We start from the raw sequence: 15,090 nt of genomic DNA, 5'->3' as shown, positions 1-15,090 counted from the left end.
TACCCCACCTCATCGTCCCGGGCCCACCGGCCACGACATCCTCAACGGTCCACTCTCTCACCCGTGCCGGACGGGTCGGCGCTTTCCGCTGCGGTGTCCGGTGTCGGGTCACTCGCCTGCTCCGGGTCGGCTGCCCGGCCCTGTTCCTCGGACTCCTGCGTGAGACGTCCTTCGGGGTCCTCCGGGTTCTCCGGGTCGTCCTCGGAGTTCTCCGCCGACTCCGTCTCCCCGGACTCGCTCTTCTCGGCGGCGCGGGCCGCGGCGCGCTTGCGCTGGGTGTACATCCGGAAGCCGGCGAGGACGAGCAGCAGGACACCGCCGCCGATGACGAGCATCACGGTGGCCGTGATCTCGGTGACCTTCACGTCGAAGGTGACGGGCTCGCCGTACTTCCGGCCGTCCGTCGTGTACAGCTGGGCGATCACCGTGGCCCGGCCGTTGGCGTTGGCCGACGTGGTGAACTTCACCGACTGGCTGTGGCCGCCGGATACGGAGATCGGCTGCTCCTCGTAGTCGGCGCCGCCGATCTCGAGGCGTGTCGGGTTCGTCGAGGTGAGCCGGAGGACCAGCGGACCGACGTCCTGCACCAGGTTGTTCTGTACCGTCACCGGGATCGTGGCGCTGCGGCCGGAGAGCTTCGTCTCCGACTTGTCGATCAGTCTGACCCGGCCCGTCAGGCTGTCGAGGTACGACTTCACGTCGGCTCGGAACGACGCCGCCTCGGTGGCCCGGCCCCGCCACGACGCGGACATCTCCCGGTTCAGAGCGCGCCCGAAGGGGGTCACCACCCGGGAGGGGTCGGACAGGACGACTTTGAACCTGTCGAGCGAGTTCTGGGTCCGCGCGCTCTCCACGAAGGCCGACCGGGGAAGTTCCTTCTTGCGCAGCGCCGAGGGGTACGAGGAGGTCCCCGGCACCTTGGTGGTGGCTTCCGGGTCAGGCTTGGCCGTGGAGGCCGACGCCAGCTTCTGGGAGGTGGACCAGGTGCCGCTCTGGATAGCCCGCAGGGCCTCGGCCATCGCGCGCGCCTGGCTGCCGGAGGGCGTGCGCTGCGGGGCGATGACGATGCTGCGCTGCTTGTCGGTCTGGAGGTTCAGGGCCAGGCTCTGGGCGAGGAAGCGCTGTACCGCGAGCGTAGAGGCGGAGGCCTTCGTCAGGTCGCCCCCGAACGCCGTGGACATGCGGGCGTCCGACACGACTGCCGTGGTGCCGCCGCCGATGGGGCGGGCGGCGGAGGGCGTGTACTGCAGACCGTTGGTCTCCTGGAGGCTGTCGCTGCGCGCGATCACCTTGTCGGCACCCGCGGAGGTGGCGACCTTCACGATCGACCGGTCGACGGCGCCCTCCACGGGCCAGGCGAATTCGGTGTTCGGCTTGACGTGGAGGATCGGCTCGACCGTGTTGCTGATGACGTCCGTGGCGTCCTTCAACTGGCTCAGGGAGCCGGCGACGTCCGTGCCGTTGTGGGCCAGGGACGCCAGGTCCGGGTCGGCGAAGGGGAGGGCGACGACCTCCTCGTCGGCCACCGCGTCCTGCAGGTCGGCCAACCACTGCTTGGCGATCGCCTGATGGGTGCCGGCGGTGGTCTTGTCCCCGTCCCGGATGCGGTAGCTGCCCGTCATCGCGTCGACGGAGGCCAGCAGGTCCGGATCGACCACCCAGGTGACGTCGAGGTCCTTGCCCAGCGTCACCATCTGGTTCAGACGGCCGCCGGGGGAGATCTCCTTGGCCAGGTCGTCGTTGAGGAAGACCGGTGTCTGCTCCTCGTTCGGTCCTGTCTCCGCGGCCATGTGAGTGGTGGAGACGAGGGGCCACAGCGCCGTGGTCTTGGTCCTGGTGGCGGCCTCGTCGGGCTGCCACGGCAGGAAGGTCCGCTGGATGCCGAGAATCTGCTCCCACGGCTGCGCGGAGGTCTCTCCGGAGAGGGAGACGGCGAATTCGTAGACGCCGTCGCCGCCGAGGTCCAGGTCGTCGACCGGTACGGAGATGTTGAAGTGCTCGGCGACGCCGGGAGCGAGCTTGGAGAACTTCGCGGTGTACTTGTCGTCGATCTCCGGGGCGATGGATCCCTGGAGATCGTCGCTGTCCTTGGAGATCGCGTCGACGGACGAGCGGGTGTCGATCTCGGGACCCACCCGCAGACCCACATGGGCGTCGGTGACGGCCCGCTTGCCCTTGTTGGTCACGGTGCCCGACACGGTCACCGTGTCCCCGTCCGTGGGCGCCGAGGGGGTGAGTGAGTCGACGGCCACGGCCACCGAGCCCGAGTCGGCGTCGGTGAGGGCGGCGGCCGCCTCCTCGGCGTGAACCGGTCCTGCGGCGGGCAGCTGGACCAGGCCGGCCAGCAACGGCGCCCCGGCGAGCAGTGTCGCGGTGCGCCGGAGCCACCGGCGGGCAGGTGAGGCACTGGTCCCCTGGAAGTCTGCCGCCTCGGCCACGCGCTCGCCCGTCCCTCGTCGTGATCAGTGGTCGTCGGAATGTGCGTCCACGCATGGTAACGATGTGCGCCGAGGGGAAGTGCCGCGGAGTACGGCACAAGATCGGCAGCCGGGCCGGGCCGCCCTGTATGTGCGCCTATAGAGGGAGCGGCGCGGAAGCGGGGGATTCGGTCCCCGATCAATGGGGGCGCCTGTCTCCGTCCGGGCCACGTACCCTGTTTTGTTGTGCCTAACGCCAACGAAGTCAGCCCCGATGCCCTGAGCCGGGAGCAGCACCGCGCGGTGACTGAGCCGCTGCGGGTCGCCCCTGTCGCCGACGATCTCGCCCGCCGTTTCCAGGATGCCGGGTTCGCGCTCGCCCTGGTCGGCGGCTCGGTCCGGGACGCGTTGCTCGGCCGGCTCGGCAACGACCTGGACTTCACGACCGATGCCCGCCCCCAGGACGTACTGAAGATCGTGCGGCCGTGGGCCGACGCGGTCTGGGAGGTCGGGATCGCCTTCGGCACGGTCGGGGCGCAGAAGGACGGCTGGCAGATCGAGGTGACCACCTACCGGTCGGAGGCGTACGACCGCACCTCGCGCAAGCCCGAGGTGTCCTACGGCGACACCATCGAGGAGGACCTCGTCCGGCGCGACTTCACGGTGAACGCGATGGCCGTCGCACTCCCGGAGAAGGTGTTCATCGACCCGCACGGTGGGCTCGACGACCTCGCGGCCCGCGTGCTGCGTACCCCGGGGACTCCCGAGGACTCCTTTTCCGACGACCCGCTGCGGATGATGCGAGCCGCGCGCTTCGCCGCTCAGCTCGACTTCCAGGTGGCCCCCGAGGTGGTGGCCGCCATGAAGGACATGGCCGAGCGCATCGATATCGTCTCGGCCGAGCGGGTCCGGGACGAGTTGAACAAGCTCATCCTCTCCCCGCACCCGCGCAAGGGACTGACTCTGCTGGTGGACACCGGCCTCGCCGACCGAGTCCTGCCCGAGCTGCCGGCGCTGCGGCTGGAGCGGGACGAGCACCACCGGCACAAGGACGTCTACGACCACACACTCATCGTGCTGGAGCAGGCGATGGCCCTGGAGAGTGAGGGCCCCGACCTGATCCTGCGCCTGGCCGCCCTGCTGCACGACATCGGCAAGCCGCGTACGCGCCGCTTCGAGGAGGACGGCAGGGTCTCGTTCCACCACCACGAGGTGGTCGGGGCCAAGATGACGAAGAAGCGCATGACCGCGCTCAAGTACTCCAACGACCTGGTGAAGGACGTCTCGCGCCTGGTCGAGCTGCACCTGCGCTTCCACGGTTACGGGACGGGCGAGTGGACGGACTCCGCGGTCCGCCGCTATGTCCGGGACGCCGGGCCGCTGCTGGACCGACTGCACAAGCTGACGCGCTCGGACTGCACGACGCGCAACAAGCGCAAGGCTTCGGCTCTCTCCCGTGCGTACGACGGTCTAGAGGACCGCATCGCGCAGCTTCAGGAGCAGGAGGAGCTGGACGCGATCCGGCCGGACCTGGATGGCAACCAGATCATGGAGATCCTCGGTGTCGGCCCCGGGCCGGCTGTCGGTCAGGCCTACAAGCATCTGCTGGAGCTGCGCCTGGAGAACGGGCCGATGGAGTACGAGGCCGCGGTGACGGCGCTCAGGGAGTGGTGGGCCGCTCAGGAGTTGTAACCCTGGAGCGTGGTCGTGTTTCACGTGAAACACGACCCCACGGAATGGTGCGAGACCGAGAGCAGGCGAAGGGCCGGTGTTTCACGTGAAACACCGGCCCTTCGCCTGCCCGAGGCTCTGCCCTGTTCGTCTGCCCTACTTGTCCTTCAGGCAGAGCAGGAAGTCACTGCCGCTGCCGCTCTCGGTGTACGAGTACTGGAAGTCCTTGGCCGCCGCCGAGCACTTGCTCTCGGCCGTGAGGGCGGAGAAGGACCCCTCGATCTTGGCCAGCACCACGTACTGGGCCTTCGTGTCACCGCAGTCGACGACCTCGAGGTCCGGGTCGGTGTCGCTGCTGCTGCCACGGTGCATGCAGTCGCCGACCGCGGCCGTGTCGGCGTCGTCACGGCTCGCGATGTAACCACCGACCGCGACACCCACGACGACCACCGCGATGACGATGTTCTTGATCGTCTTGAAGCTCAGCTTGCGGCGGGCGGGCTGGGGCGGCACCGGAGCGTAGGGCGCACCCTGCTGCGGAAACCCGGGCTGGCCGGGCTGACCGGCCTGCTGCGGGAAGCCCGGCTGCCCCTGGGCGTAGGGGTTCTGCCCCTGGGGCTGCTGCGGAGCCTGCGGCTGATTCTGCGCGAACGGGTTGCCCTGAGGCGGCGGCTGGGTGGTCACTGGGGGTCCCCCTGAAATAGGTGCGTGTCGCGGACATGCCGCGAGATAAGACGCACGTAAGCTACCGGGTCGCACTGACAACTCAGTAGTCCGGAGGGGCTCTGTGTCACTGATGTGACACTTACTGGCTCTCAAACCGTGCCATAGCCGCTGCAACCACTCCGTAGACCGCGGCGACCGTCACCACCAGCGGCACCGACCGGCCGTCCGGCGGCAGCATGAGCGCGGCCACCCCGGCCGCGCCGACGAAGGCGACGTTGAACAGCACGTCGTAGACGGAGAAGACCCGGCCGCGGAAGGTGTCGTCGACCGTGGACTGGACCACCGTGTCGGTCGCGATCTTCGCCCCCTGCGTCGCCAGCCCCAGCACGAACGCCGCGGCGAGCAGTGACCCCGTGGCGAACGGCAGCCCGAGGGCCGGCACGAGCACGGTGGCGCCCGCCGCGCAGACGGCCATCCATCGGCCGGGCCCCAGCCGTCCCGCGGCCCAGGGAGTGACCACCGCCGCCGCGAAGAAGCCCGCCCCCGAGACCCCCAGCGCCAGCCCCAGCAGAGCGAGCCCCTCCTCCGCGCTCGAGGTCAGGGCGTACCGGCACAGCATCAGCAGCATGACCAGCAGGGCGCCGTAGCAGAACCGCATCAGCGTCATGCCCGCGAGCGCCCAGGCCGCTTCCCGGCGGGCCGGAGCGGCAAGATGACGTAGGCCTGCCACGAGGTCGCGGGCGGTGCCGGTGAACGCGGAGGTCAGCCTCGGCGGTACGAGCGTCGGGTCGGGCCCCAGCAGTTCCACGGCGATCCGAAGGGATGCCAGCGCCCCGCACAGGTAGAGGAAGGCCCCGAGCAGCACCACGGCGGCATCGGTGTCGGCGACCGCGAGGCGCACGACGAAGGCGAGGCCGCCGCCCGCCGTGGCGGCCAGGGTGCCGGCGGTCGGGGAGAGCGAGTTGGCGATCACCAGTCGATCCGCGTCCACCACGCGGGGCAGCGCGGCGGACAGGCCCGCGAGCACGAAGCGGTTGACGGCCGTGACGCAGAGGGCCGAGACGTAGAAGAGCCAGTCCGGGACGGACGCGATCATCAGCACCGCGGTCACGGTGGCGAGGGCGGCGCGCAGCAGATTGCCGTACAGGAAGACCTGGCGACGCCGCCAGCGGTCCAGCAGGACCCCGGCGAAGGGGCCCACCAGGGAGTACGGGAGCAGCAGGACCGCCATGGCGGAGGCGATCGCGGCCGCGGAGGTCTGCTTCTCCGGGGAGAAGACGACGTAGGTGGCGAGCGCGACCTGGTAGACACCGTCGGCGCCCTGGGAGAGGAGGCGAACGGCGAGCAGGCGCCGGAATCCCTTCAGGCGCAGCAGGAAGCGCAGGTCACGGACGACGGCCATGGGGCACAGCCTCACATACGGGAAAGGTCCCCGGGTCATGCGACCCGGGGACCCTCGGCGGACCGGAGTCCGCGGTTCTCAGCGCTCGACCTCGCCGGCGATGAACTTCTCGACGTTGGCACGGGCTTCGTCGTCGAAGTACTGGACCGGCGGGGACTTCATGAAGTAGCTCGACGCCGACAGGATCGGGCCGCCGATGCCGCGGTCCTTGGCGATCTTCGCGGCGCGCAGGGCGTCGATGATGACACCGGCCGAGTTCGGGGAGTCCCACACCTCGAGCTTGTACTCGAGGTTCAGCGGGACGTCACCGAACGCGCGGCCCTCGAGGCGGACGTAGGCCCACTTGCGGTCGTCCAGCCAGGCGACGTAGTCGGACGGGCCGATGTGGACGTTGTCCGCACCCAGGTCGCGGTCGGGGATCTGGGAGGTGACGGCCTGCGTCTTGGAGATCTTCTTGGACTCCAGGCGCTCACGCTCGAGCATGTTCTTGAAGTCCATGTTGCCGCCGACGTTCAGCTGCATCGTGCGGTCCAGGACGACGCCCCGGTCCTCGAACAGCTTCGCCATGACGCGGTGCGTGATGGTGGCGCCGACCTGCGACTTGATGTCGTCGCCGACGATCGGGACACCCGCCTCGGTGAACTTGTCTGCCCACTCCTTGGTGCCGGCGATGAAGACCGGGAGGGCGTTGACGAAGGCGACCTTGGCGTCGATGGCGCACTGGGCGTAGTACTTCGCCGCGGCCTCGGAACCGACCGGCAGGTAGCAGACGAGGACGTCGACCTGCTTGTCCTTGAGGATCTGGACGATGTCGACCGGCTCCTCGGCGGACTCCTCGATGGTCTGGCGGTAGTACTTGCCGAGACCGTCGTGCGTGTGGCCGCGCTGGACCTGGACGCCGCTGTTCGGCACGTCGCAGATCTTGATGGTGTTGTTCTCGGAGGCGCCGATGGCGTCCGCGAGGTCGAGCCCGACCTTCTTGGCGTCCACGTCGAAGGCGGCGACGAACTCGATGTCACTGACGTGGTAGTCGCCGAACTGGACGTGCATCAGGCCGGGGACCTTGGCCGCCGGGTCGGCGTCCTTGTAGTACTCGACGCCCTGCACCAGCGATGCGGCGCAGTTGCCCACACCGACGATGGCTACGCGAACCGAACCCATTCCGGTTGCTCCCTGTGTGTACGAGTGAGGCCCTGACTGGGCGCTCACGTGGCGGTGTCGCCGGGCGTATCCGGCCGGGGGTCGTCCCCCGGCCGGGGCAGGCCGCCCGTCGCTCCAGATGTCGTGTCCTGTTGAGCGGTGTCCTCGGCGGCGGAACCTCTGAGGTCCCGCCCCGCCCGCTCGCTCTCGATGAGCTCGTTCAGCCAGCGCACTTCGCGCTCCACGGACTCCATTCCGTGGCGCTGGAGCTCAAGCGTGTAGTCGTCGAGTCGCTCCCGGGTGCGCGCCAGGGAGGCCCGCATCTTCTCCAGGCGCTCCTCCAGCCGGCTGCGCCGGCCTTCGAGCACGCGCATGCGTACGTCACGCGACGTCTGCCCGAAGAACGCGAAGCGAGCGGCGAAGGTCTCGTCCTCGTAGGCGTCCGGGCCCGTCTGCGAGAGGAGCTGCTCGAAATGGTCCTTACCGTCGGCCGTCAACCGGTAGACGATCTTGGCGCGACGTCCCGTGAGGGAAGCGGCGGCCTCGCCGACGTTCCCCGGCTCCTCGATCAACCAGCCGTTGGCGACCAGCGTCTTGAGGCAGGGATAGAGCGTTCCGTAGCTGAACGCCCGGAACACACCCAGTGACGTGTTGAGCCGTTTACGCAGCTCGTAGCCGTGCATCGGGGACTCGCGGAGCAGGCCGAGTACGGCGAACTCGAGGATGCCGGAACGCCGGCTCATCGTCGCCTCCTCTCGCCCTTATGCCGCGCTGATGTATCGAGTCGATACATCAGCACGATAGAACGAGCTTCCGCGTGCGACAAGGGGGGAACTGGTGAACGGGATCACATCGGGGTTTCATCGCGAGCAAGTTGCCTGATTTGAGGTGAACTTCGGGCCGCGGGGGTTTTGGCGGTGCGTAGTCTGTGCGCCATGCAGACCACTGGGAACCGAGTGACGCCTGAGGACGTCCTTGTCCCCGGTGCAGTACGGGTGAATGCGGAAGGGGCCGCATCCGTACTTCGGGGGGATTGGAAACCAGCCGCCGTTTCCAGGCGCGCAAGGGTGCGCCTGCCCGAGGAGTAGTCGTTCGATGAGCGAGCACCGTCGCAAACCGCCGCAGCCGCAGGGAGGCGGACGTGCCGCGGCCCGACGCGGCCAGTCCGGCTCGTCCTCCGGCCGCCGTGCGGCACCGCGAGGCGCCACAGGGTCTCCGTCCGGCTCGTACGGTCCTGAGGACGAGGAGCGTGAGTACGGCAGCCGTGCCGAGGCCCGGCGCGCGGCACAGCGGAGCGGAGGCGGCCGTCGCAGAGCGGCCGAGCCGGGCCGTGGCGGCCGGCGGGGAGCCCCCGGCGGTTCGACCGGGCCCGGGCGGGGACGCGCCGCCGCGCCCGGCAAGAAGCGGTTGATCGACTACCCGCGCCACGACAAGGACGGCTGGTACCGCTGGGTGCCTTCCTGGAGACTCGTCTCCGGACTGTGCATCGCGTTCTTCGGTTGCCTCGTCGGTGCCGCTGGACTCGCCTACGCCATGGTGAGCGTCCCGGTCATCGACGAGAGCGCGACGGCGCAGAACAACGTCTACTACTGGTCCGACAACAGCCGGATGGTGGCCACGGGCGGTGACCGCAACCGTCAGAGCGTCAATCTCTCGCAGATCCCCAAGGCGATGCGCAACGCCGTGATCTCGCAGGAGAACAAGACGTTCTACTCCGACAGCGGCATCGACCCCAAGGGCATCGCCCGCGCCGTGTTCAACATGGCCAAGGGCGGTGACACGCAGGGCGGCTCCACCATCACCCAGCAGTACGTGAAGAACGCGATGCTGAACGACCAGTCGCAGACGGTCTCCCGCAAGGTCAAGGAGATCTTCGTCTCGATCAAGGTCGGCGCCGAGGAACCGAAGGACAAGATCCTCGAGGGCTACCTGAACTCCGCCTACTACGGCCGCGGTGCCTACGGCATTCAGGCGGCGGCACGGGCGTACTTCAACGTGGACGCCGTCGACCTCAACCCCGGCCAGTGCGCCTTCCTGTCCGCGGTGCTCAAGGGCGCGACGTACTACGACCCGGCGGGTTCGATCTCGATCGACCCGTCGGCCACGCCCGACGCCAACAAGAAGCGGGCGCACAGCCAGATGCAGGACACCCTCGACAAGATGGTCGAGTACGGGCATCTGAGCCAGCAGGAGCGGGCCAAGTACCCCGAGCTGCCCAAGGTGAAGAATCCGCAGTCGAACGCGCAGCTGGGCGGCCAGATCGGCTACCTCGTCAGGCTCGCCAAGTCCTCCGTGGTCAGGAGCGGCGTGGTGTCGGAGCAGCAGCTGGAGAAGGGCGGCTACTCGATCTACACGACCTTCGACAAGAAGAAGGTCGATGAGCTCGAGAAGGCGGTGCAGAAGGTCTACAAGGAGAGGATCGACCCCAAGAAGCGCCCTGACACGGACACCCACGTCCAGTTCGGCGGGGCTTCCATCGACACCGCGACCGGGGCGATCAAGGCCATCTACGGCGGTGAGGACGCCACCAAGCACTTCACCAACAACGCCGATGTGACCGGTGCCCAGGTCGGTTCGACGTTCAAGCCGTTCGTGCTCGCGGCGGCCATGAAGTGGGGTGTGCGCGACCCGGACCTCGGCGAGGTCCAGGCCCAGGACGAACGCACTGTCGTCTCTCCGAAGAGCCTCTACAGCGGCAAGAACAACCTCAAGATCAATAATTACGACGGGTCGATCTGGGAGAACGAGAAGGGCGAGCAGTGGCGTCAGGAGAACGACGGCAAGAAGAACGCGACTGCCGGTAGCCCGCCCGACTTCAAGATCGACCTGCGGGAGGCGATGCGCGAGTCGATCAACTCCGCCTTCGTGCAGCTCGGCATGGATGTCGGCCTGGACAAGGTGAAGGAGTCCGCCATCGACGCCGGGCTCCTGGAGGACAGTCTGGCGGGCTCCGGCTACCCGTCCTTCTCCATCGGTGTCTCGGACCCCAGTGCCATCCGCATGGCGGGCGCGTACGCCACCTTCGCCGACAGCGGCAAGCAGCGCGAGCCGTACTCGGTGACGAAGGTGTCGAACAAGGACGGCACGATCTACACGCACAAGGTCGAGGAGAAGCAGGCCTTCACCGCGAAGGTCGCGGACAACGTCACGGACGTCCTGAAGACGGTCGTCGACAAGGGAACGGGCACCAACGCCCAACTGCCCGGCCGCGAGGTGGCGGGCAAGACCGGTACCACGGACGGCAACAAGTCCGCCTGGTTCGTCGGTTACACCCCTCAGCTGTCGACCGCGATCAGCATGTACCGCTACCCGGACGACGAGACCATCAAGGACCGCAAGTTCCTGGAGATGTACGGAACGGGCGACGAGACGAAGATCCACGGTGCTTCCTTCCCGTCCACGATCTGGCAGGACTACATGTCGGAGGCGGTGAAGGGCCTGAAGGTGGAGAAGTTCCCGAAGCCGGAGCCCATCGGCGAGGTCCTCAACGACGCGCCGTCGCCGACCCCCACACCCTCGCCCTCGCCCTCCGCCTCCGAGACCGAGGAGAGCAGCCCGTCACCGAGTCCCTCGCCCAGCGAGACGGAGACCAGCCCCTCGCCGCCGGCGCCGACGCAGACGTGTGGGGTCATCGACTGGAACTGCGACGACGGGAACGACGGAGGGAACGGCCCTGGAGGCAACGGCCCGGGCGGCTCGGACGGAAGTGAATCGCCTTCGCCGTCGGCCAGCGAGACGGAGGAAGGCGGCAACAACGGAAACAGCCGGGGAAACACCATCTGGGGAGCCAACGGCTAGCCGCCCCATGGCCAAGCATGGGTGTTTCACGTGAAACACCCGCACGTTTCACGTGAAACAGGGGCCGCCGCATCCGTCAGGGTGCGGCGGCCCCCACGTGTTCCCAGGTGCGTACGGCAGGATGTGCCCCATGCCCAGTGCAGAATCGACACCAGCGAGCGTGCACGAGCCGGACCCGGTGCGGCCGACCAGAGAGGACACGGTCGCCGCGGCCGGCAGCGAACTGATCGGCGGCCCGTTGGGGCGACGCGCCCTGCCCGGCACGTCCTGGTGGACCCCCGTGCGGGTGATCGCACTCGTGGCGATCGGCATGTTCGCCCTCGGGCTGGTCCAGAAGGCCCCCTGCTACAACGACGCCTGGTTCTTCGGGGCCAGTTCCCAGTACACGCACGCGTGCTACTCGGACATCCCGCATCTCTACCAGGGGCGCGGGTTCGTCGACGGGCTGGTGCCGTACTTCGACAAGCTCCCCGGCGACATGGAGTACCTGGAGTATCCGGTACTGACCGGCCTGTTCATGGAGGTCGCGTCCTGGCTCACGCCGGGCAGCGGGACCATCCAGGACCAGGAGCAGTGGTACTGGATGGTCAATGCCGGGATGCTCATGGTCTGCGCGGTCGCCATCGCCATCTGCGTGACCCGCACGCACACACGGCGCCCCTGGGACGGCCTGCTGGTCGCCCTGGCGCCGGCCTTCGCGTTGACCGCCACCGTCAACTGGGACCTGCTGGCGGTCGCGCTGACGGCCGCCGCCATCCTCATGTGGTCCCGGGAGCGTCCGCTGGCCTTCGGGGTACTGCTGGGCCTGGCCACGGCGGCCAAGCTCTATCCGTTCCTGATCCTCGGCCCTCTTCTCGTGCTGTGCTGGCGGGCCGGCAAATGGCGGGCGTTCGGAACGGCGCTCGGGGGCGCGGCCGTCGCCTGGCTCGTGGTGAACCTGCCGGTGATGCTCTTCGCCTTCGAGGGCTGGTCGAAGTTCTACACGTTCAGCCAGGAACGGGGCGTGGACTTCGGGTCCTTCTGGTTGATCCTGGTCCAGAACTCCGACAACCCGCCCAGCACCGAGACCGTCAACACCCTCGCCACGCTTCTGATGCTGCTGTGCTGCGGCGCCGTCGCGGCGCTCACCCTGACCGCCCCCCGGCGTCCGCGGTTCGCCCAGCTCGCCTTCCTGATCGTCGCGGCCTTCATCCTCACCAACAAGGTCTACTCACCGCAGTACGTGCTCTGGCTGGTGCCGCTGGCCGTGCTGGCCCGTCCGAAATGGCGGGACTTCCTGATCTGGCAGGCGTGCGAGGTTGCCTACTTCCTCGGTATCTGGATGTATCTCGCGTACACGACCAGTGGCGACGCCCACAAGGGCCTGCCGACGGACGGCTACCACTGGGCCATCGGCCTGCACCTGCTCGGAACGCTGTTCCTGTGCGCCATGGTCGTGCGCGACATCCTGATGCCGGACCGGGACCCGGTTCGGCGGACGGGTGACGACGACCCGTCGGGGGGTGTGCTGAACGGCGCGGAGGACGTCTTCGTCCTGGGGCCCGCGGCACACACCGAGGAACCCGTCTCCCACTTCGAGGGGCCGCGGGTGGACTGGGGCAAGGACCGCCAGGCCGACGGTTCGCTCTGAGCGAACACAGGAGAGGGCCGTACACGAAGACGCCGTGTACGGCCCTTTCTTCGGTACGGCCTGCTCGTCAGCGGTCGAGAATGCGATCGAACTGGGTGGTGGTGTGCCGCAGATGGGCGACCAGCTCGTCACCCACCTTGGGTTCCGACGCGTCCGAGGGAACGAACAGGATCGACACCTGCATGTGCGGCGGCTCCGCGAACCAGCGCTGCTTGCCGCTCCAGACGAACGGCGAGAGGTTCCGGTTGACCGTGGCGAGGCCGGCCCGTGCGACGCCCTTGGCGCGCGGCATGACGCCGTGCAGCGCCTTGGGGGCCTCCAGACCCACCCCGTGCGACGTTCCGCCCGCCACGACCACCAGGAAGCCGTCGGAAGCCGCCCTCTGCTGCCGGTAGCCGAAACGCTCGCCCTTGGCGACACGCGTGACGTCCAGGACCGCGCCGCGGTACTCGGTGGCGTCGTGGTCACCCAGCCACAGCCGGGTACCGATCCGGGCGCGGAAACGGGTCTGCGGGAACTGCTGCTGGAGCCGGGCCAGTTCATCGGCCTTGAGGTGGCTGACGAACATGGTGTGCAGCGGCAGCCGGGCGGCACGCAGCCGGTCCATCCAGCCGATGACCTCTTCGACGGCGTCCGAGCCGTCGGTACGGTCCAGCGGCAGGTGGATGGCGAAACCCTCCAGCCGGACGTTCTCTATGGCGGCGTGCAGCTGCGGCAGGTCCTGCTCGCTGATGCCGTGCCGCTTCATCGAGGACATCACCTCGATGACCACACGCGCGCCCACGAGTCCGTACACGCCGTCGATGGACGACACCGAGCGCACGACGCGGTCGGGCAGCGGAACGGGCTCCTCACCGCGACGGTACGGCGTGAGGACCAGCAGGTCACCGCCGAAGAAGTCTTTGATCCGGGCGGCCTCGTAGGTGGTGCCTACGGCCAGTACGTCCGAGCCCAGCCGCGTGGCCTCCTCCGCCAGCCGCTCGTGCCCGAATCCGTAGCCGTTGCCCTTGCAGACCGGGACCAGCCCGGGAAACTGCTCCTGCACGTGCTTGTGGTGCGCCCGCCAGCGCGCGGTGTCGACGTAGAGCGTGAGCGCCATGGCCGGACCTGGAACCTTTCTCGTGGCTGTCAGAGGTGCGGATTGGGGATGGGCCGAGGTGCGGTCAGCGGCGCGACATGTAGATGTCGAGCGCCTTGTGGAGCAGCTTGTTCAACGGGAAGTCCCACTCGCCGAGGTACTCGGCCGCCTGACCGCCCGTACCCACCTTGAACTGGATCAGACCGAAGAGGTGGTCGCTCTCGTCCAGCGAGTCGGAAATGCCACGCAGGTCGTAGACGGTGGCCCCCAGGGCGTAGGAGTCACGGAGCATGGCCCACTGCATGGCGTTCGACGGCCGGACCTCGCGGCCGATGTTGTCGGAGGCGCCGTAGGAGTACCAGACGTGCCCGCCGACGACCAGCATGGTCGCCGCCGACAGGTTCACCCCGTTGTGCCGTGCGAAGTACAGCCGCATGCGGTTGGGGTCCTCGTTGTTGAGGGCGGCCCACATGCGCTGGAAGTACGACAGGGGGCGCGGCCGGAAGTGGTCGCGCACGGCGGTGATCTCGTACAGGCGCTGCCACTCCTCGAGGTCGTGGTAGCCGCCCTGGACGACCTCGACGCCGGCCTTCTCGGCCTTCTTGATGTTGCGGCGCCACAGCTGGTTGAAGTTCTTGTGGACCTCCTCCAGCGAGCGGTTGGCGAGCGGCACCTGGAAGACGTAGCGGGGCTGTACGTCGCCGAAGCCGGCGCCGCCGTCCTCGCCCTGCTGCCAGCCCATGCGGCGCAGCTTGTCGGCCACCTCGAAGGCGCGCGGCTCGATGTGGTCCGCCTCTATGTCCCGCAGACGCTTGACGTCGGGGTCCTGGATGCCCTTCTTGATGGACGTCGCGTCCCAGCGCCGGATGATCACCGGTGGGCCCATCTTCACGGAGAAGGCGCCCTGCTGCTTGAGGTGCGCCAGCATCGGCTCCATCCAGTCCTGCAGGTTCGGCGCGAACCAGTTGATGACCGGGCCCTCGGGAAGGTAGGCGAGATACCGCTTGATCTTGGGCAGCTGCCGGTAGAGGACGAGACCCGCACCCACCAGTTCACCGGTCCGGTCGTCGAACCAGCCGAGGTTCTCCGAGCGCCATTCCGCCTTGACGTCGGCCCATGCCGGGACCTGCATGTGACTCGCCGCGGGCAGGCTCTGGATGTACGCCAGATGCTGCTCGCGACTGATGGTCCTCAGGGTCAGGGTCATTCGGGGCGCTCCTCGGGCTGGTGTGTCCCCATGGGTACAGGGGCTCCGGCTCTCGCGCGAAGCCTACTGCGCCCTGTGAGC

At 68.3% G+C, this 15,090-nt stretch carries 10 protein-coding genes; 3 read left to right on the top strand and 7 right to left on the bottom strand.

Going from position 1 to position 15,090, the window contains the following annotated elements; translation table 11 throughout:
* Positions 1-41: 41 nt before the first annotated feature.
* Complete coding sequence (locus tag BJ961_RS35860) at positions 42-2,438, bottom strand: DUF6049 family protein (RefSeq protein WP_271416911.1); 2,397 nt, start codon at positions 2,436-2,438, stop codon at positions 42-44.
* 225 nt (positions 2,439-2,663) lie between these two features.
* On the opposite strand from BJ961_RS35860, the gene BJ961_RS35855 reads away from it, so the two are divergent.
* Entirely contained in the window at positions 2,664-4,109 is a 1,446-nt protein-coding gene (locus tag BJ961_RS35855) for a CCA tRNA nucleotidyltransferase (protein WP_271416910.1), read from the top strand.
* 135 nt (positions 4,110-4,244) lie between these two features.
* Here BJ961_RS35855 and BJ961_RS35850 read toward each other — a convergent pair whose 3' ends face one another.
* The 4 genes from BJ961_RS35850 to BJ961_RS35835 all read right to left on the bottom strand — a co-directional run bounded on the left by BJ961_RS35850 (position 4,245) and on the right by BJ961_RS35835 (position 8,039).
* Positions 4,245-4,772, bottom strand: a complete 528-nt coding sequence (locus tag BJ961_RS35850) for an LppU/SCO3897 family protein (RefSeq protein ID WP_271416909.1) — start codon at positions 4,770-4,772, stop codon at positions 4,245-4,247.
* Between the two features lie 121 nt (positions 4,773-4,893).
* A complete protein-coding gene (locus BJ961_RS35845) occupies positions 4,894-6,156 on the bottom strand; it encodes an MFS transporter (protein WP_271416908.1) in 1,263 nt (420 codons plus the stop codon).
* A 78-nt stretch (positions 6,157-6,234) separates the two neighbouring features.
* Positions 6,235-7,317 (bottom strand): inositol-3-phosphate synthase, encoded by a 1,083-nt coding sequence (locus BJ961_RS35840; RefSeq protein ID WP_271416907.1) that lies wholly within the window; start codon positions 7,315-7,317, stop codon positions 6,235-6,237.
* 44 nt (positions 7,318-7,361) lie between these two features.
* Positions 7,362-8,039: a PadR family transcriptional regulator gene (locus BJ961_RS35835; protein WP_271416906.1), complete on the bottom strand. Its 678-nt coding sequence runs from the start codon at positions 8,037-8,039 to the stop codon at positions 7,362-7,364.
* A gap of 352 nt (positions 8,040-8,391) precedes the next feature.
* On the opposite strand from BJ961_RS35835, the gene BJ961_RS35830 reads away from it, so the two are divergent.
* Positions 8,392-11,094 carry a transglycosylase domain-containing protein gene (locus tag BJ961_RS35830; RefSeq protein ID WP_271416905.1) on the top strand — a complete coding sequence of 901 codons (2,703 nt, stop codon included), beginning with the start codon at positions 8,392-8,394 and terminating at the stop codon, positions 11,092-11,094.
* Between the two features lie 121 nt (positions 11,095-11,215).
* Complete coding sequence (locus BJ961_RS35825; protein WP_271416904.1) at positions 11,216-12,724, top strand: glycosyltransferase family 87 protein; 1,509 nt, start codon at positions 11,216-11,218, stop codon at positions 12,722-12,724.
* Positions 12,725-12,791: 67 nt separating this feature from the next.
* Here the strand turns inward: BJ961_RS35825 and BJ961_RS35820 are convergent, their stop codons facing one another.
* A complete protein-coding gene (locus tag BJ961_RS35820; RefSeq protein ID WP_271416903.1) occupies positions 12,792-13,823 on the bottom strand; it encodes an alanine racemase in 1,032 nt (343 codons plus the stop codon).
* A 64-nt stretch (positions 13,824-13,887) separates the two neighbouring features.
* Entirely contained in the window at positions 13,888-15,009 is a 1,122-nt protein-coding gene (gene femX / locus BJ961_RS35815) for a peptidoglycan bridge formation glycyltransferase FemX (protein WP_271416902.1), read from the bottom strand.
* Positions 15,010-15,090 lie beyond the last annotated feature (81 nt).

The organism is Streptomyces lienomycini (assembly GCF_027947595.1).
Lineage (GTDB): Bacteria > Actinomycetota > Actinomycetes > Streptomycetales > Streptomycetaceae > Streptomyces > Streptomyces lienomycini.
Note: the sequence above shows the minus strand (reverse complement) of the source record. Positions and strands in the feature narration are given on the sequence as shown.

Bases quoted from the DNA above. Each gene is read 5' to 3' on its own strand.
- BJ961_RS35845 (WP_271416908.1), bottom strand. From the start codon at position 6,156: ATGGCCGTCGTCCGTGACCTGCGCTTCCTGCTGCGCCTGAAGGGATTC.
- BJ961_RS35840 (WP_271416907.1), bottom strand. From the start codon at position 7,317: ATGGGTTCGGTTCGCGTAGCCATCGTCGGTGTGGGCAACTGCGCCGCA.
- BJ961_RS35835 (WP_271416906.1), bottom strand. From the start codon at position 8,039: ATGAGCCGGCGTTCCGGCATCCTCGAGTTCGCCGTACTCGGCCTGCTC.
- BJ961_RS35830 (WP_271416905.1), top strand. From the start codon at position 8,392: ATGAGCGAGCACCGTCGCAAACCGCCGCAGCCGCAGGGAGGCGGACGT.
- BJ961_RS35825 (WP_271416904.1), top strand. From the start codon at position 11,216: ATGTGCCCCATGCCCAGTGCAGAATCGACACCAGCGAGCGTGCACGAG.
- BJ961_RS35820 (WP_271416903.1), bottom strand. From the start codon at position 13,823: ATGGCGCTCACGCTCTACGTCGACACCGCGCGCTGGCGGGCGCACCAC.
- femX (WP_271416902.1), bottom strand. From the start codon at position 15,009: ATGACCCTGACCCTGAGGACCATCAGTCGCGAGCAGCATCTGGCGTAC.